The organism is Paenibacillus sp. FSL R10-2771, assembly GCF_038000205.1.
GTDB classification, from domain to species: domain Bacteria; phylum Bacillota; class Bacilli; order Paenibacillales; family Paenibacillaceae; genus Paenibacillus_AQ; species Paenibacillus_AQ phytohabitans.
The window spans coordinates 6,816,333-6,834,465 of record NZ_JBBOBM010000001.1 but is presented as its reverse complement, the minus strand read 5'-3'; the positions used below and the strand labels follow the sequence as shown (position 1 = coordinate 6,834,465).

General features: G+C 51.2%; 13 protein-coding genes, 1 pseudogene and 2 riboswitches. Of the genes and pseudogenes, 11 read left to right on the top strand and 3 right to left on the bottom strand.

The window, feature by feature from the left end; genetic code table 11:
* The first annotated feature begins 101 nt into the window (after nt 1-101).
* Entirely contained in the window at nt 102-977 is an 876-nt protein-coding gene (locus tag NSU14_RS29465; protein WP_340948174.1) for an AraC family transcriptional regulator, read from the top strand.
* Between the two features lie 76 nt (nt 978-1,053).
* On the opposite strand, the gene NSU14_RS29460 is transcribed toward NSU14_RS29465, so the two are convergent.
* Together NSU14_RS29460 and NSU14_RS29455 are read right to left on the bottom strand one after the other, a co-directional pair.
* A complete protein-coding gene (locus tag NSU14_RS29460) occupies nt 1,054-1,305 on the bottom strand; it encodes an Atu4866 domain-containing protein (protein ID WP_042133155.1) in 252 nt (83 codons plus the stop codon).
* Between the two features lie 205 nt (nt 1,306-1,510).
* The gene (locus NSU14_RS29455) at nt 1,511-2,443 is read right to left on the bottom strand and encodes a zinc-binding dehydrogenase (RefSeq protein WP_340948173.1); all 933 of its coding nucleotides are present in this window, start codon (nt 2,441-2,443) and stop codon (nt 1,511-1,513) included.
* 33 nt (nt 2,444-2,476) lie between these two features.
* Between NSU14_RS29455 and NSU14_RS29450 the strand changes: the two genes are divergently transcribed.
* Together NSU14_RS29450 and NSU14_RS29445 are read left to right on the top strand one after the other, a co-directional pair.
* Nucleotides 2,477-3,454: an MmyB family transcriptional regulator gene (locus NSU14_RS29450; protein ID WP_340948172.1), complete on the top strand. Its 978-nt coding sequence runs from the start codon at nt 2,477-2,479 to the stop codon at nt 3,452-3,454.
* Between the two features lie 47 nt (nt 3,455-3,501).
* Nucleotides 3,502-3,924, top strand: coding sequence for an ASCH domain-containing protein (locus NSU14_RS29445; protein ID WP_340948170.1), 423 nt, complete (start codon nt 3,502-3,504; stop codon nt 3,922-3,924).
* A gap of 466 nt (nt 3,925-4,390) precedes the next feature.
* Here the strand turns inward: NSU14_RS29445 and NSU14_RS29440 are convergent, their stop codons facing one another.
* On the bottom strand, nt 4,391-4,765 hold the full coding sequence (locus tag NSU14_RS29440; RefSeq protein WP_042133162.1) for a hypothetical protein: 375 nt from the start codon (nt 4,763-4,765) through the stop codon (nt 4,391-4,393).
* 849 nt (nt 4,766-5,614) lie between these two features.
* A riboswitch (cyclic di-GMP riboswitch) is annotated at nt 5,615-5,707 on the top strand.
* Nucleotides 5,708-5,789: 82 nt separating this feature from the next.
* On the opposite strand from NSU14_RS29440, the gene NSU14_RS29435 reads away from it, so the two are divergent.
* The 8 genes and pseudogenes from NSU14_RS29435 (at nt 5,790) to NSU14_RS29400 (ending at nt 18,125) form a co-directional block, all read left to right on the top strand.
* Nucleotides 5,790-9,641 carry a choice-of-anchor A family protein gene (locus NSU14_RS29435; RefSeq protein ID WP_340948169.1) on the top strand — a complete coding sequence of 1,284 codons (3,852 nt, stop codon included), beginning with the start codon at nt 5,790-5,792 and terminating at the stop codon, nt 9,639-9,641.
* A gap of 504 nt (nt 9,642-10,145) precedes the next feature.
* Nucleotides 10,146-10,235, top strand: a riboswitch (cyclic di-GMP riboswitch).
* Nucleotides 10,236-10,315: 80 nt separating this feature from the next.
* Nucleotides 10,316-10,723, top strand: a complete 408-nt coding sequence (locus NSU14_RS29430) for a collagen-binding domain-containing protein (protein ID WP_340948167.1) — start codon at nt 10,316-10,318, stop codon at nt 10,721-10,723.
* A 5-nt stretch (nt 10,724-10,728) separates the two neighbouring features.
* On the top strand, nt 10,729-12,348 hold the full coding sequence (locus tag NSU14_RS29425) for a choice-of-anchor A family protein (protein WP_340948166.1): 1,620 nt from the start codon (nt 10,729-10,731) through the stop codon (nt 12,346-12,348).
* Between the two features lie 304 nt (nt 12,349-12,652).
* Nucleotides 12,653-13,773 (top strand): annotated as a pseudogene (gene tnpB, locus NSU14_RS29420) (IS200/IS605 family element RNA-guided endonuclease TnpB).
* 212 nt (nt 13,774-13,985) lie between these two features.
* The gene (locus NSU14_RS29415; protein ID WP_445670070.1) at nt 13,986-14,951 is read left to right on the top strand and encodes an alpha/beta hydrolase; all 966 of its coding nucleotides are present in this window, start codon (nt 13,986-13,988) and stop codon (nt 14,949-14,951) included.
* Between the two features lie 515 nt (nt 14,952-15,466).
* Nucleotides 15,467-16,981 carry an HD domain-containing phosphohydrolase gene (locus NSU14_RS29410; protein WP_340948164.1) on the top strand — a complete coding sequence of 505 codons (1,515 nt, stop codon included), beginning with the start codon at nt 15,467-15,469 and terminating at the stop codon, nt 16,979-16,981.
* 207 nt (nt 16,982-17,188) lie between these two features.
* Nucleotides 17,189-17,578, top strand: coding sequence for a NusG domain II-containing protein (locus NSU14_RS29405; RefSeq protein ID WP_039309813.1), 390 nt, complete (start codon nt 17,189-17,191; stop codon nt 17,576-17,578).
* Nucleotides 17,562-18,125, top strand: a complete 564-nt coding sequence (locus NSU14_RS29400) for a Gx transporter family protein (RefSeq protein WP_042133170.1) — start codon at nt 17,562-17,564, stop codon at nt 18,123-18,125. Before NSU14_RS29405 ends, NSU14_RS29400 begins: the two co-directional genes overlap by 17 nt.
* Nucleotides 18,126-18,133: the final 8 nt, after the last annotated feature.

Sequence of the window (18,133 nt, the reverse complement as noted above, 5' to 3'; positions counted from 1 at the left end):
CGACTTCAAAGCTTGCGGTAGCCGGATACTGTGAAGAGATTGCCTAATCCTCCAAAATGCAATAAAGTAAATTGTAATAGTCGCAGAATGGAGGAATACGCTTGACTGAATTGACCGAACGAATCGAACGTATTGCCGTACAAGATGGGACCATCGTTACCGCCTATCCTGCTCTTTCTTTAATTCGTTCTTCCGACATATCCGCGCCAGTGCCTGCGGTATACAAGCCATCCCTGTGTGTGATTGCTCAAGGTGCCAAGCGGGTAATGCTGGGGCTGGAAAGCTATTGTTATAATCACGGAAGCTATCTGGCCGCTTCCGTGCACCTGCCAATTACCGGACAAGTCATTGAAGCCTCTCCAGAGACCCCGTACTTGTCCCTTCAGCTACAGTTTGATATGGATCAGATTTTGGATGTGATTCAACAATCCAATGTCACAGAAAACACAGGACAAGAACCTCCCCGCGCTTTGGTTATCAGCCGGATGAGCGATCCGCTTCATGAGGCTGTCATGCATCTAATCCGTTTGCTGGATACGCCGGATGATCTACCGGTGCTGGCTCCTTATGCAGTGCGCGAGATTCTTTACCGTATGCTGCAGACTGAGCAAGGGGACTCTATACGGCAGTTCGCTCTCTTGGGCAGCCGTGCCCATCAAATTGCCCACGTGATTGAAGGGATGAATCTCCACTATGCGGAACCCATGCGGGTGGAGAAGCTCGCGCAAGCAGCCGGAATGAGCAAATCATCTTTTTTTGCCTGTTTCAAAGAAGTGACGGCAATGACCCCCCTCCAGTATCAGAAACGCCTGCGGCTGACAGAAGCTCGGAAAATTCTCCTGGCGACAACGAGCGATGCGACAAGTGTCGCTTATCAGGTTGGCTATGAGAGCGCCACGCAGTTCAATCGTGAGTATGCCCGCTTGTTCGGCCAGCCGCCTATTCGGGATGTACATCGGTTCCGGGAAACGATATAGTTGCATCACACAAAAACACCGCCAATTCTCCTGAGAATGCGGTGTTTTTGTTATTCCTGTTATGTGGAAACTTGGTTTACTCCCGATACAAGACCATGCCTCCGTGATAGAGCACCGAATCGCGAAAATCACCATCGGCGGTGAAGCCGGTATCATCTACATATTCAATATGATCACCTGTAATAGAATAACTTCCTTGATAAGCGCTTTTTCTGCTTCCGCGTGCTTCAGCATAGCGGCCGTTAGGCAGCAATTCATGCCTTATATAACCATCTGCGGTTACCCACATTCCAATATAAGGATGGAAGGGGTTAATGCTATCTTCCATTATATTCATCCTTTCTTTCTTTATTTAGTTCTGCATGTTTATTATCCTCCTTCAATACAATGGGGGGTAGCCTGATTCATTGAGATTGTTGCCTAATCCTCCATTTAAGAGATTGAGAACATTATGACCAATTTAACCTCTTTTGTGGTGAAACGGGTCTGCCATATCTGTCGTGCGTGCTTTACAGGCGCTTTTTATATCAGAATTATTCGGTCAACAGCACGGCCTTACCGGAATATCTGCGTTCCAGCAGCGCCTCGGATACCTCCGCTATCTTCTCCCATGACGCTTCCACTTCAATGAGGGGTGTTAATTGGCCTGCAGAGAGTAGGCCGGCCAGCAGTTTGAGGTCGTCGGCTACGGAGTAACGGCTAACTTCTTCTCCAAGAAAGAAGCTGTACAAGGTTCTGCCGCCTAAGCCTCTGATATCAAGTGTGGAATAAGGAGAGGTTGAATGTCCCATCGAGACTAGGGTCCCTCCCGGTTCCAGCTGAGGCATCAAAGCAGCCAGTGTATCACCGCCCACCGAATCCACGATTAGATGATAAGGCCCGTAAGGAATTGCCTGAGATATCGCAGCTTCTCCAACCACAACCTCATTAGCGCCGGCTTCCCGGGCAACCTGGGCTTTTTCCTTTGTTCTTGCTACACCTACTGTAAATGCCCCGGACTGTGCGGCTAACTGATGAGCCATGATTCCCACGCCTCCAGTGGAGCCGGTGATCAATATTTTCTTGCCGAGCAGCATTCCGCCCTTTCTAAGGGTGTAAAGTGCGGACAGGCCTGCTACAGGCAAAGTGGCGGCTTGGGCGAAGGTTATGTTATCCGGTATCTCTGCCAGGAACGAAGCGGGTGCAGCCACCCGCTCTGCCCATGCCCCCATCGGGAGAAGCCCGGTGACACGGCTTCCTTCTCTGGGTCCGGTGCCATTCCGGGCTTGCTGGACAACAGTTCCGGCAAAATCCCAGCCCGGCCGGAATCCCTCAGCCTCCTTCCTTGCATCAACAACTTCACCCCGGTTAAGGGAGAAAGCATGCACTCTAACGATTGCCTCCCCGGGCTGGGCCTCCGGTGCGGCGACTTCCTTGACGGTCAAATATCCATGAGCCGGTGAGTCTGTAACAATTGCACGATTCATAGGATCTCCTCCATAAATATAATTAGAAGCGTAATGGAAATTGCGCCCTGTTTTCATAGTGGAGTATACTGTAGGAATTGGCTTGTACCAAGAGTAGAACTACACCTCAATATGGTAAAGGCGGTGAGCCTGATGACTATACGTAAGGATAGGGACGTTCAGGATGAGACGTTGAAGGGGGTAATCGCTGAAATTGAGAATCTTCGCGTAACACGTCAACTGGATTATGCTAATCAACCCCATCCGTTGTTGAAACGGTTTACTCAGCAGGAGCTTAACGATATGGCTTGCCCTACGTATAAAAACCTATTAATGGGACGCTCACACCGCGTGCCGGATCGCCGGATGATTATCTGTATTGCTGAATATCTGGAGTGTACAGCCGTTGAACGGAATGCTCTGCTGCTGGCTGCCGGTTATCTCCCGGTCTATCCGGCTCTTGAAGGAGCAGCTATGGAGCAGGCGCTGGAAGAAGTGAGGCAGATCCTGAGCAGCCTGCCGCTGCCGGCAATGATTGTGAACCACATGTTAAATATCAAGGCGGTGAATGAACGGTTTAGCCGGTTATTTGAGTTGCCTGCACATCAAGCTTTCTATAAAGACTTGAATATGGCAGATCTTCACTTCAATGCGGATTATCCTGTGCGCTCCCGCTCGACCTTCAATGCCGCATCCTTTGAATTATGGGAATCTCATGCAGTGGAGGGTATACATGCTTATCAAAAAATACACACCGGCTCCAGACAGGAGCCATGGTATACGCATAGCCTCGAAAGACTCCGGCAATACAGTGATTTCAATAAGTACTGGAATAAGCGGCCTGATAACACAGGTACCGAGCCTGGTCAGCACAAAATGATCTTAGCCAGAATGGGTGCCTCAGATAAGTTGGTTCCTATCCGGTACAAGCAAATTCATATTTCCGCGGGCCATCATCTATATCCAAGAATTGAGGCCTACTTACCGGTCGATGAAGCTGCTCATACAGTTTTTGAACAACTGGGAAGCTGAGTGTAAACTGGACATTATGTGTTTTCTGGAATGGAGGCAAGCCTTGTATGAAGTGTCTGACGATTCGCCAGCCTTGGGCCACCTTAATTGCGCTGGGTGAAAAACAGATCGAGACCCGTTCCTGGCCGACGTCTTACCGGGGGGATTTAGCCATCCATGCCGGTATGCAGGTATATAAGGCCATATGCAAGACGGAGCCGTATCAATCAGTGCTTGCCCGGCACGGCTACACCGCGGATAATCTGCCCTCCGGAGTAATCCTTGCGACCAGCCGGCTGGCCGGTTGCTGTGGGGTTACGCCTCAGCAGGCGCAGCAGAGCTGGCCGGGCGGGAATGAATATGTGTTCGGCGATTATGCAGAAGGCCGGTACGCCTGGAAGCTGGAGGGGGTAGTTGCGCTGGCTCATCCTATACCTGCCAAGGGGCGCTTAGGTTTCTGGGAATATCCCGTTCTTGAGGAGGAATGGTGAATCCGTTTGTGGCCAAATAAATAAAAATTTAATGCAGATCAGCTGTCAGCGGGTATGATAGGGATAATCAGCGGGTAATCTTCTTATATATATGGAAAGCGGACTCTGCGGCGGTATGCTGCAGGAGCCAGGGCAGAATTGCCGGGAAGGAGCGTATGCATAAGAGATGGGCAGCCTTCTTATCGCATGGCTTTGTATGCTTTGTTTGTTTATTGTGTTTAAGGATCAGGTAAGCCGGAAGATCCTGTATCCCGTAGCGGCTGTGGTTATCTGCGGCACGCTTGGGTATTGGACGATTTTAATGTAATCTTTATCTGGGTATCAGCTTATTTTCAGGTAAGGGATGTATATTGGGGTTACCAAACATCCCCCGGTGTAATATGGTACCCTGAGGTCTTGCCGATCATGGCGGGCCTCTTTTTTATGAGGGGAGAAACGCTGAGAATTAACATCGCCAGAATGCTGTTCATCTCAAGGCGGTTGAATCCGGAGTGCCAAGACCCAGATATCTGCGCATGCGGATAGTAGACTGGGCGGTAATGACATCATCCAGCAGCAGCATCCGTTCATGATAACCCCTGCAGACAAATTTGGCTTCAATGCCAACTTCCAGCTGCTGCTGTGCATAGACCTTCAGACCACGGGCTCTCATCTCGGTGCGGACATTCCGCAGATCGGCTATGGCTGCACCCGCCGCTGTCCGGACAACCTCCAGGTAAGGAGCGGGTGTACGCAGCTCTGCAGATAGGATGGAAGCATCGCGTTCAAAGGCGGATAAAATGAGCGGCAGCAAGATATACGATTTCACCAGCATATTGTCCTGGCTCTCTGCTCTGTGCATCAATCTCACCCCCTCTAATGAGAACATATATTCGTAATTTAACCCGAAGTTCAAAAAAAATCAATGGTATTTAAAAAAGAAGGCTATTAATGTGACATAATTCACAATAAAATAGGAAAAATTATTTTATATTAAAATTGAAATAATAAAGATTAAAAATAAATCAGTTTAAAAGGAGAATGGCAATGAGTCATGAAGGAAATCTCCGCCGCGGTTTATTATTCGGGTTATTCCTTAGCGTTCCGCTCTGGGTGTCAATGATTGGCTGGATTCAGCTGCTCTAAAAATGGATTCCTGCGTGTGCAGATTTTCAGCCCTCTACGCAAACTCCCTAGAAATGTCGATTAAAGACTGCTGCCAGGGTTTGCTTAGGCGCCAGTTTTTGTGAAAATATATGAATATCATAGGGCCTTTACTATAAAAGAGCTCTCCGGTATGAACGGAAAACGGGCGGTATCCTTAAAGGGGATGGCGCCCGTTTCTTCGCGTTTACCATGGTGAGGTTGCTTTAGCGGAGATGAGTTGGGGGAAGGGAGAAGGAATAGGACTAAAATACTAAATTTTAATATTTAAAATTGTAAGAAATAGCTCTGTGAAAAGGGAAAAATACTGCGGCGAATTAGCGGAATTATCGACCTTTTTCGTCAGGAGGTTATATTCTCAACTTCTATAAATCCTTATAAATAAAGGGTTTTTTCAATCTTTTTTCATCAAAAAAATAGCTGTGAAATCAATTGGAAATATATTGACAATATGCCAGTCGGCATCTAAACTGAAGTTAGTTCTAAAGTAACAAATATCACAGGTTTCAGTTGGGTATTACATAAGCTTTTCCAATTTCATATCAATCATGTACAAACGCAAACCGTTTCGAAAGAGCGGGACGCAAAGTCAGGAATCTGATGCCCCTTAAGTCCGGGCTATGGTCGTCCGGCCGCCGTGAAGCTAACCCTTCGTGGCGGTCTTTTTTTTGTTATAGTTTTGCGGCGATTTCATAGAATAGTTGAATAGGAGGTGTAGATTATTGAGAAGAAAAATGCGAAAAGCGGCCGCCTTTATTCTGGCGGGCGTACTGACCGTAAGTAGCGCCTTCACTTGGGGGACGGAGGTAAGGGCAACATCTGGTGTGCCTTACAATCCAACGCCGGTCTTGGGGATTGCCGGGAATTTTAATGCTTTTATCTTTGACGATTTCACGCAAGGCAATGATCAAATTGAAGGCCGTCTTGCAGCGGGGGGGAATATTACTCTCTCTGGAGGTTACGGGGTAGCCAGGGCCTACAGGAATTCTTCAGCCACCGACGTACTCGTTGCCGGCAAGAAGTTTAAACATTCGGGCAGCGGAGAAATCTACGGAAACGTTGTGTATGGGGACACCTTTGAAGCCAATGAGCCTAGTGTGAACATTATAGGCGCGAAGAAGCAGGGAAGCCCGATTGATTTCCCGGCTGAGAAGCAGTATCTGATCTCGCGTTCTGCAGCATACGGGGCATTGTCCGCTACGAAAGAAATTGGTAATAATTATGGAACACTTACAATAAGTGCGCCGGATCTTTTCAACGTAGTTCATCTGGATGCGGCAACGCTGGCGAATACAAACAATATTCAATTCAACATTGCCCAGAATGCCACGTTAATTATTAACATAAGTGGAGCTACGGTCAATGTACCAAGTTTCGCAATGAATAACGGTAGAGCAAGTCAAGTGTTGTTCAATTTCTACGAAGCGACCAAGGTGAATATTGCGTATACGACCTTTTTGGGAACGATACTGGCGCCTAAGGCGGATGTCAATTATTCCGGTGCAGAGCTTTACGGAACGCTAATTGCCAAGTCTTTTAGCGGCGGAGTAGAAATGCACCTTGGAACATACGAGGGAGATGGACCGCCGCCAAGTCCGACACCGACCGCAACACCAACACCCAGCCCATCGCCAACACCAACCGCAACACCAAGCCCGACACCAACAGTGAAACCGACCGCAACGCCAACGCCGACGGCGACGGCGACGGTGAAACCAACTCCAACACCGACACCAACACCGACAGCAACGGTGAAACCGACACCCACGGTAAAACCAACGCCAACACCTAAGTGCACTCCGACGCCAACACCGACAGTGAAGCCGACACCAACACCAACGGTAAAGCCGACGCCGACAGTGAAGCCGACGCCGACACCAACGGTAAAGCCGACGCCGACAGTGAAGCCGACGCCGACACCAACGGTAAAGCCAACGCCGACAGTGAAGCCGACGCCGACACCAACGGTAAAGCCAACGCCGACAGTGAAGCCGACGCCGACACCTAAGTGCACTCCGACGCCAACACCGACAGTGAAGCCGACACCGACAGTGAAGCCAACACCGACAGTGAAGCCAACACCGACAGTGAAACCGACACCAACAGTGAAACCAACGCCGACAGTGAAGCCGACGCCGACAGTGAAACCAACACCGACAGTGAAGCCGACACCGACAGTGAAACCAACACCGACAGTGAAGCCAACACCGACAGTGAAACCAACACCAACGCCAACGGCGGCACCGACACCAACGCCAACAGCGGTACCGACACCAACGCCAACTGCTGCACCAACACCGACACCAACACCGACGGCAGCACCAACACCAACACCGACGGTAGAGCCAACACCGACACCGACGCCAACACCAACGCCAACGGCAGCGCCGACACCGACACCGACGGCGGCACCAACACCAACGCCAACGGCGGCACCAACACCAACGCCAACGGCAGCACCAACACCAACGCCGACACCAACGCCAACGGCAGCACCGACACCGACACCAACAGCAGCACCAACGCCAACAGCGGCACCAACACCAACGCCGACGGCAGCGCCGACACCAACGCCAACGGCAGCACCGACACCAACGCCAACGGCAGCACCGACACCAACGCCAACAGCGGCACCAACACCAACGCCAACGGCAGCACCGACACCAACGCCAACAGCGGCACCAACACCAACGCCGACGGCTGCACCGACACCAACGCCAACAGCGGCACCGACACCGACACCAACGCCAGAGCCAACACCAACACCAACGGCAGATCCAACACCAACACCAACAGCAGCACCGACACCAACACCAACACCGACAGCAGCGCCAACACCGACGCCAACGGCAGATCCAACACCGACACCAACAGCAGCACCAACGCCAACGCCAACGGTAGCACCGACACCAACACCAACGGTAGCACCAACACCAACGCCGACGGCGGCACCAACACCGACACCAACACCAACGGTAGCACCAACACCAACGCCGACGGCGGCACCAACACCGACACCAACAGCAGCACCAACGCCAACGCCAACGGTAGCACCAACGCCAACGCCAACGGTAGCACCGACACCAACACCAACGGCAGAGCCAACACCAACGCCAACGGCAGCACCGACACCAACGCCAACGGCTGCACCGACACCAACGCCAACAGCGGCACCAACACCAACGCCAACGCCAACGGCAGCACCAACACCAACGCCAACGGCAACACCGACACCGACGCCAACAGTAGCACCAACACCAACGGTAAAGCCAACACCAACGCCAACAGTAGCACCGACACCGACGCCAACGGCAGATCCAACACCGACACCAACAGCAGCACCGACACCAACGCCAGAGCCGACACCAACACCAACAGTAGCACCGACACCGACGCCAACGGCAGATCCAACACCGACACCAACAGCAGCACCGACACCAACGCCAGAGCCGACACCAACACCAACAGCAGATCCAACACCAACACCGACAGCAGTACCAACACCAACGGTAGAGCCGACACCAACGCCAACGGCAGCACCGACACCAACACCAACAGCAGATCCAACATCAACACCGACAGTAGCACCGACACCGACGCCAACGGCAGATCCAACACCGACACCAACGGCAGCACCAACACCAACGCCAACGGCAGAGCCAACACCAACACCAACGCCAACGGCAGCACCGACACCGACACCAACGGCAGAGCCAACACCAACACCAACAGTAGAGCCAACACCAACGCCAACACCAGCACCGACACCGACACCAACGGTAGAGCCGACACCAACGCCAACGGCAGCACCGACACCAACACCAACAGCAGATCCAACATCAACACCGACAGTAGCACCGACACCGACGCCAACGGCAGATCCAACACCGACACCAACGGCAGCACCAACACCAACGCCAACGGCAGAGCCAACACCAACGCCAACGGCAGCACCGACACCGACACCAACGGCAGAGCCAACACCAACACCAACAGTAGAGCCAACACCAACGCCAACACCAGCACCGACACCGACACCAACGGCAGAGCCAACACCGACACCAACACCAACACCAACACCAACACCAACAGTAGAGCCAACACCGACACCAACGCCAACGGCAGAGCCAACACCGACACCGACACCGACACCGACACCGACACCAACGGCAACACCAGCACCGACATTACCACCGACACCAGTGCCATCGTCTGCACCGCCCGTCTTTATTAATGTAGTGCCAACGCCGACTCCAATAATCGGCTATATTGTAAATCCGGATACCATAATCATTGATGATCCGCTGCCTTTGGGCCCTGTGGCAACAGCAACACCTCGGCCGTTAGTGGTGACACCAAGTCCAACCCTAACGCCAAGCCCAAGCGCAACACCAAGTTCAACGCCGATTGTGACAATCATTGATGAAGAGATTCCGTTAGGCAATGTACCTGCGGATGCCGCGCTCCCGAAGACTGGTGAGTCCAGTCCGGCTCCTTATTACTTAGTCGGTCTAGCCCTTGCAGGATTGGGAATATTCCTCGGCAGAAGATCCAGAACAGATAAACGTAAATAAATGCAATCCGTAAGATCCTTTCCGAAAGGCTGGCGATATCACCGCTAAATCGGGAAAAGGCTGCTTTGGGAGAAGACGTTCTCCTGAAAGCAGCCTTTTTCATATGGGATATACATTTGTTATTATGTTTCCTCTTAAAAGAAAATGTGCTAAGGAGAAAGAGGTGCGTCTTTAAGATCATGGGCCCTCATGTTTATATTAAAATTTGCAATATTAAAATTAGTTCTTTATACATGGTTCCAAAATATTCTTGTAGGTGCCATCGAGGGCGATGAGAGGATCGGTATTTAGGTGAAAAAGCTATAGATTCTTTAAAAAAACCTTTTGTAACAGTGCTTTGGAATGAATTAGCAGATATAATCTATTACCAGATGTTTCAAAGGATTTCATTGACAATCAGCCTTGATAGCGGATAAACTAAAAATAGTTCCAAAGTAACGAATGTCATAGACATTAGTATAAAAGTTTGATTTAGTACATAATTTCACAACCTAATCTTCCACTGACGTATAAACGCAAACCGTTCGAAAGGACGGGACGCAAAGTCCAGGAGTCTAAAGCGCGATGGAGCGCAATGATCGTCCGACTGCCGTAAAGAGAGCAATCCTCTTTCCGGCGGTCTTTTTTGTTATATAAATGTGGCCTATATCTATATTAACTGTGAGGTGAGCTGTATGTTCCAATTAAAAAAATTCAAACGTCTTACGGTGTTCGGACTTATAGCAGTTCTGATTGTAGGAAGCGGCGGAATTATTTCACTGGGGAGCACCTCAGTTAAAGCCGAGGGCAACTCTTTGCCGGGCAATGCATCCAAGTATAATGTGTTCATCTTGGGAGATGTTGATGTTAAACATAGTGATATTGAAGGTAGATTAGCTGCCGGCGGAAACGTGAATTTAAATGTTAATTATTCTGTGGGACATAGTCTTACTAGTGAGGAAACGAAGGAAGCCTACTCTCTCATCGCCGGTGGTAATCTGTATTATTCCCAGGGAGAAACCGTGGGTGATGTAGTCTACGGGGGGAGTTATAGCGGCAGCGGCGGCCCGCGCGGGGAACAGGAAGCTTACAACAACAAGTAAATGTTGTGGACTTTGCAGCCGAGTTCAGTTTGCTCCGTGAGAAATCTCAGCAGCTTGCTTCTCTGCCTGTTAATGGGGTTACCACTGCCAACTCCGGTAATTTCTTTTTGGAAGGTACAAATTCGGATGTTAACATATTTACTGTAGACGGCAGCAAGCTGTCTAGTGCAAATGAGTTGAGAATTAAGATTCCCGATGGCTCAACAGCTATAGTTAATATCTCCGGTACTTCAGTAACTATGAAGAATATGGGGACTGGAATTAATGGTAACGGAAATAAGGATAACGCTATGAACAGTAAAGTGTTATATAACTTCAGTCAAGCGACCAGTCTTCAAATCGAAGGTATCGGAGTTCTGGGATCTGTGCTGGCTCCATATGCCTCTATTCAATTTAATAATGGTCAAATCAACGGGAATCTGATCGGAGCTTCGCTCTCAGGATCGGGAGAATCCCACCATATACCTTATAAAGGCCAAGATCCGCCAACGGCAACGCCGACGCCACCGGCAACGACGCCGACGCCAACAGCAACACCAGCAGCGACACCGACGGCAACACCGGCAGCGACGCCGACGCCAGCAGCGACGCCGACGCCAACACCGGCAGCGACGCCGACACCGGCAGCGACGCCGACGCCGACGGCAACGCCAGCAGCGACGCCGACGCCGACGGCAACGCCAGCAGCGACGCCGACGCCAACAGCAACGCCAACGCCAACGGCAACACCGGCAGCGACGCCAACACCAACGCCAACGGCAACACCGGCAGCGACGCCAACACCGACAGCGGCACCAACGGCAACACCGACAGTGGCACCAACGGCAACGGCAACACCGGCAGCGACGCCGACGCCAACGGCAACGCCAGCAGCGACGCCAACGCCAACGGCAACACCGGCAGCGACGCCAACGGCAACACCGGCAGCGACGCCGACGCCAACAGCAACACCGGCAGCGACGCCAACGGCAACACCGGCAGCGACGCCAACAGCAACACCGACAGCGGCACCAACGGCAACACCGACAGTGGCACCAACGGCAACGCCGACAACAGCGCCAACGCCGACACCAACGGCAACGCCAACAACAGCGCCAACGGCAACGCCGACAGCGGCACCAACGGCAACACCGACAGCGGCACCAACGGCAACGCCGACAACAGTGCCAACGGCAACACCGGCAGCGGCACCAACAACAGTGCCGACCGCTGTACCGACAACAGCACCGACAGCAACCAGCACGAGCGTCTTTGTCCCAAGCTTCGTATTTCCGACATCAACCGCTCCGACAGTGATTGGGACTATTGTGACTGATACTGACACGACTATTATTGATGACCCGGTTCCTCTCGGGCCGGCAGCATCACCGGTTGTGACGGTGCTGACAACAACAGCGCTACAGCCAGTTGTGGAGGTTCCTGCACCTGGACCTTCACCTGTAGCAGGACCGGCACCTGAAGAAATCATTATCGATGACGAGATTCCTCTGGGCAGTGTGACTGCAGAGCAAACCCTGCCGCAGACGGGTGAATCAAGTCCTGCGCCGTACTATATTACGGGTGTTGTTCTTGCCGGTCTGGGCCTGCTTCTTAGAAGAACTGCCAGAGTGAACAAGCGCAAATGATTATGATTAAGCCGCTGTGTTTGGATGAGGGCTGCTGCCGGAGAGATTCTCCGGGAAGCAGTCTTTTTGTATACGGGGAGCGCATTCAATTCGTAGCTCACTACTTACACACACCAGGCAGCGCAGACTGACGGCAGTGTTTTTAGTTGGACGGATACCATGCTATACTATGCTCAAATTATTTATCTAAAAAAGCTGAGAATACTCCACCCTCGATAGGGTGGGGATGAATCAGCAGTTTTCGATTTCAAGACGAACATATGTGCTATAATATGGATGAGATCACTAAAAGGAGGTGTTGCACATGCTCGTGTCTGCGCAGGAGGTTTCTTCGAAACCCCTGGTTCATCAAGCCTATAAATATCGGATCTACCCCAATACAGAGCAACGGCAACTCATTCGTCGAATGTTTGGCTGCTGCCGTTTTGTGTTCAATTACTTCTTGGGAGCTTGGAATCAAAGTTATGCGGAAACGGGAAAAGGCTTGTCTTATGATGCTTGTGCAACACAACTCCCCGGTTTAAAAGCACAATACGACTGGCTGAAAGAAGTCGATAGCATCGCTTTGCAGTCGGCTGCTCGTCATGTGGCGGATAGCTTTGATCGTTTTTTCAAGAAGCAAAATCAAGCGCCACGCTTCAAGAGCCGAAAGCATCCGATTCAAAGTTACACGACCAAATTCACCAACGGGAATATCGCCATGGAGGGCAGTCGCTTGAAGCTCCCAAAACTCGGCTGGATACGTTTTGCAAACTCCCGGAAGCTGGAAGGCCGGATATTGTCCGCTACCGTTCGTAAAAACGCCAGCGGGAAATTTTTCGTTTCGCTCGTTTGCGAAGTTCAAAAGAACCCTCTGCCCCAAGTGGATACACCTATTGGCATCGACTTAGGCTTGAAAGAATATGCAGTATGCTCAAACGGGGAACATATCGCCAATCCTCGCTTTTACCGTCAATACGAGAACAAGCTGGCGCTTTGGCAGCGGCGGATGGCTGGGCGTACTCCGGGCGGCTCCAACTGGAAGAAAGCAAGGCAGCATATCGCTCGTATTCACGAACGCATTGCCAATAAACGAAATGACTTCCTCCACAAGCTGACCACGAGACTGATTCGTGAAAACCAAACGATTAGTATCGAACATCTGCGTGTGGCGAATATGATTCAGAACCCCAAGCTTTCAAAATCATTGCTGATGCGTCTTGGGGCGAGTGGGTGCGACAGCTGACGTATAAAGCGAAATGGTATGGACGAAATCTTCGGATCGCCGACACGTTTGAGCCGACCAGTCAGCGTTGCCATGTGTGTGGCACGATCCACCCCGAGGTGAAGAACCTGTCCGTTCGGGAATGGACATGTACGGCCTGCGGGACGATCCATGACCGTGACGAAAACGCCGCTCACAATATTGAACAAGTAGCGGTTTAACCGCCACCTAACCAAACGATAGAATTCAACATTTCACTTGCGTCAAAAATGTAAAACTGCGGGAACGCAGGGATCGCTTGCTCCATAAGAAGAGGGTACTCTTCTGTTCGCAAGAATCCGCCACTTCAAGCGTTAGCTAAGTGGGGGAGAATTCAAAAGCAAGAATACACATTTCCTCAAAGGAATGGTTGCTTACTGAAAGGGTGAACGTTATGTGGGGTATATACCTGCTAATAGTGCTGGTTGTAATCACGGGGATTTTGGCTTATGCCGGATTTTACTTTTATGGAGTGGCTATTAAGCGGGCGCCCAAGGAATTCCTGGGCAAGACGCCAGATCTGAAGGTGGACCCGCCGGTAGCCGGAGCTTCGTGGGGGGAAGGGGCGGAATGGGTGGCACGGCAGAACTTCCGGGAAGTGGAGCTGGTCTCGGAAGATGGACTGAAGCTGCAAGGCTACTATCTGGCTTCAGAGCGTGCTGCGGGCCGTACCGTAATTATCGCCCACGGTTATTCCGGCAAGGCTAAGGACATGGGGGCAACCGCCAAAAACTATTATGACAACCTGGGATATAATGTACTGCTGCCCGACGCCAGAGGTCACGGGAAGAGCGAAGGGGACTATATTGGCTTCGGTTGGCCGGAGCGCCGTGATTATCTGCAGTGGATCGGATTTATTCTGCAGGAGACCGGGCCGGAGGCGCAAATTGTGCTGCATGGCGTATCTATGGGCGGATCGACAGTGTTAATGACCGCCGGTGAACAGCTTCCTCCGCAGGTCAAAGCCGTTGTCGCTGATTGCGGCTACACCTCAGTCAAAGCGCAGCTGACTTACCAGCTGTGGCGGATGTATCATCTGCCGGGCTTTCCCTTTGTGCAGATAGCCAGCCTGGTAACGCGGATGAAGGCCGGCTATTATTTCGGTGAAGCGTCAGCGCTGAATCAGGTGCGTAAAGCCCGGGTGCCGATTCTGTTTATCCATGGAGATGCGGATAAGTTTGTGCCTTTTGCGATGATGGATGAGCTGTATGATGCCTGCAAGAGTCCGAAGGAGAAGCTGGTGGTGCATGGAGCGGGGCATGGTCTTGCCTATGATACGGATAAAAGGGAGTATATCCGCACAGTAGGCGACTTCGTGGAACGTTATGTACACAGCCCGGCAGCGGCTGATTGGGTCTAAAAAAAGTCCCCGGAACGTAGACGCGCCCGATATCCGCAAACAGCGGGTATCGGGCGCTTATTATGTTCCACACATGGGGCCTTTCCCTGTGTCAGGGAAGCAGCCAGCCATGTCTTATCGGTATATGAATCCCCCGCCGTTTGTGAGCGAAACGGGTGTCGTTGTTCCTTGTTATTTCCAGCAGCCGTGTGGCGAGAGAAATCCTTCCAATACGACAAAAGCCCTACCTCTCTTTTGTCCTTGCGGCTCCGTGGCCGCGCCAGTGCGAATCGGAATGCTATGTTCGAATTTAATCTCATAAAAAGGAAAAGTACTGCAAGAAAACGTAAGATTTTGTGTCCAAACTGCCGATAATAAAGACAAGTAATTCACCGGCCTGACATCTTCTTGATGGGGATAATCATACACGAAAACAAATATTATATTATTATAACATGCGATATATAGAAATGCAAGCGGATATTGGGCTGAGGCCGGGACGGATGATGGGACAGATGAGATTATACAGAAGATTTTTGAAAAATCAGATCCGGAATTATATATTCGGCTCAGCAGTAGCGGTACTGGCGGTAGGGAGTTTGATTCTGCTCTCCTCTCTGGAGATAAGCAGCATCGAATACTTCAGGCTCTTGCTTGTGCTCGCCCTGTCATTCGTGATCATGGCGGTCATGGAGATCGGTGTTTTTATCAATCAGATCAGACCGGTACGCACTGCGCTGTATGAAGATAACCTTACTTTGTCTATGCTGGAAGAGGCATATCTGCATACACATCAATTGCCGAAGCGCGCGGTTCAGCGGATTATGGGGCCTCACCTTCTGGGCTTGTCCCTCCCGGCTGTCCTGATGACATTCTGGATGATCTACAACGGCTGGATCACTATCCCGTATTTTTATCTGATTCTGGCTATGTGCGGCGCTGTTCTTGTGGCGTGTATGCATGCGCTGATTGAATTTTTTCTGACCTGTACGGCCATTATTCCGCTGATCAAAGAATTCAGGAACCGGGCGCTGGAGCAGTATGGCGTCGACTTTTCCCTGGAAGGACATGTATTTGTACCTATCCGTCCCAAGTTTCTGGTGAGCTGCATGCTGATCGGCACCTTTCCGCTGTTCCTGTTTATCATGGCTACCCACATTCGTCTGAATGGTCATGAGAGTCCTGTAGTTGTGGTGGGGCTTCAAAGTTACTGGGCCTGGGCGAGTATGGTGCTGCTGATCGGCACGCTCTTCTCCTCTATTGCGGCATGGCTGCTGACCAATAGTGTGCAGCACCCTATTAATGAGCTGTATCAGGCAATGAATCATGTGAAAGACGGCAATATGATTCAGGTGCAGGATGAGTACTCCGATGAATTCTCTAAGCTGGTAGCGGGGTTTAATATGATGGTCCGGGGGCTGCAGGCCCGGGAGCAACAGAGCCGGCAGCTGCTGGGCAGCTACTTCACTACACTGGCTGTGGCACTGGATGCCCGTGATCCTTACACGGCAGGGCATTCCCTGCGTGTCGCGGAATACTCTGTCATTATCGGCCAGCTGGCCGGACTTACCGGGCAGCAGCTGGACGATCTGCGCAAGACGGCCCTGCTGCATGATATTGGCAAAATTGGGGTGAGGGACAGCATCCTGTTCAAGGAAGAAGCCCTTACCGATGAGGAGTTTGACCAGATCAAGAGCCATTCGGTGCTTGGAGAGAATATTCTGCGGCAGATTGAACCGGTAGAAAAGATGGCACCCTATCTGGGCGGCGTCCGTTCCCATCATGAACGTTATGACGGTAAAGGATATCCGGATGGCCTTGCCGGTACGGATATTCCTTTACATGGCCGGATTATCGCTGTGGCGGATGCCTATGATGCCATGACCTCTAACCGCCCGTACCGCAAAGGGATGGATCACGACCGGGCGCTGGCTATTCTGGAGCAGGGAAGGGGCACTCAATGGGACCCGGAATTCGCCGGCTTGTTTCTGTCTTACTTTGGACGGAAGCCGGAACCTATTCAAACAGGCTATCCCGTCAAAACAGGATAAGGATGCAGCGTTCTTCCGGTTATCCTTATATTTCTTGCAGAAGCGGATGCCATCCAGTTTATGGTGGGTTCCGCTTCTGCTTTGCGTGCCTATTTTGTGAACTGCCATTGAAATGCGACAATTAACGACTACATTCATTGAAGGATTGCGGGCGGACCGTTATAATTATTAAGTCTGGATTTTAATTAAAAAATAAGGGAGATTTCTATGAAACGCGCAGATGTGCTGCTGATTTCTATCGTTCTGATTGCTGCGCTCGCTTTTCTGGTGCCGAGATGGCTGTCAAATGATGCTGATAAAGGTGGGCCGGGCAAGGAACTTACGGCCAATATAACGGTAGACGGCAAGCTGTTCAAAACAGTAACGCTTACCAAAGAAGAGCAAACCATTGATATTCGCACAGATCGGGGCTATAACATTTTGAAGGTGCATGATTACGGGATTGAGATGTACGATGCGGATTGTCCCGATCAGGTATGTCTCGGCTTTGGATTTATCACGCTGCCCAAGCAGACCATAGTATGCCTTCCGCACCGGGTATTAGTTGAAATTGCAAGCGGGTCGGGGGAGGATGAAGTAGATGCCTATGTCCAGTAGTGAATCGGCTACAGCGCTGAAGCGGACGGTTATTATTGCGATTTTCGCGGCCGTTGCCGTAGTGCTGAGTATTGTCGAGGCTCAGATTCCGCTTGCGGGAATGGGGCTGATGCCCGGAGCCAAGCTGGGTTTCGCCAATATTATGATTTTGACCTGTATTTACTTTTTGCGTGGACGAGATGTGTTCGTGCTGGTCATTCTGAAGACGCTGCTGACCGCATTTCTGCTCGGTACACTGTCCAGTCTGCTCTTCAGCCTGTTCGGCTCGCTGTTCAGCTTTGTGGTCATGTTCGCACTGGTGAAGCTCGGCGGCAAGAAGTTCAGTGTAATCGGAATCAGCATTGCCGGCGGACTAGCCCATAATACCGGACAACTGCTGGCGGCAGCGATTGTATTCAAATCAATGAGTATTTTATACTACTTGCCGGTTCTGCTGATTATGGGAATCGTGACAGGGATTGCTGTCGGCTTCGCCGTGCGGTATGTCGTAGACTCGCTATCCAAGATATCCTTGTTTGAAGAGTTCCTGAACGGACCGGGTCACTAGCTGCGGAA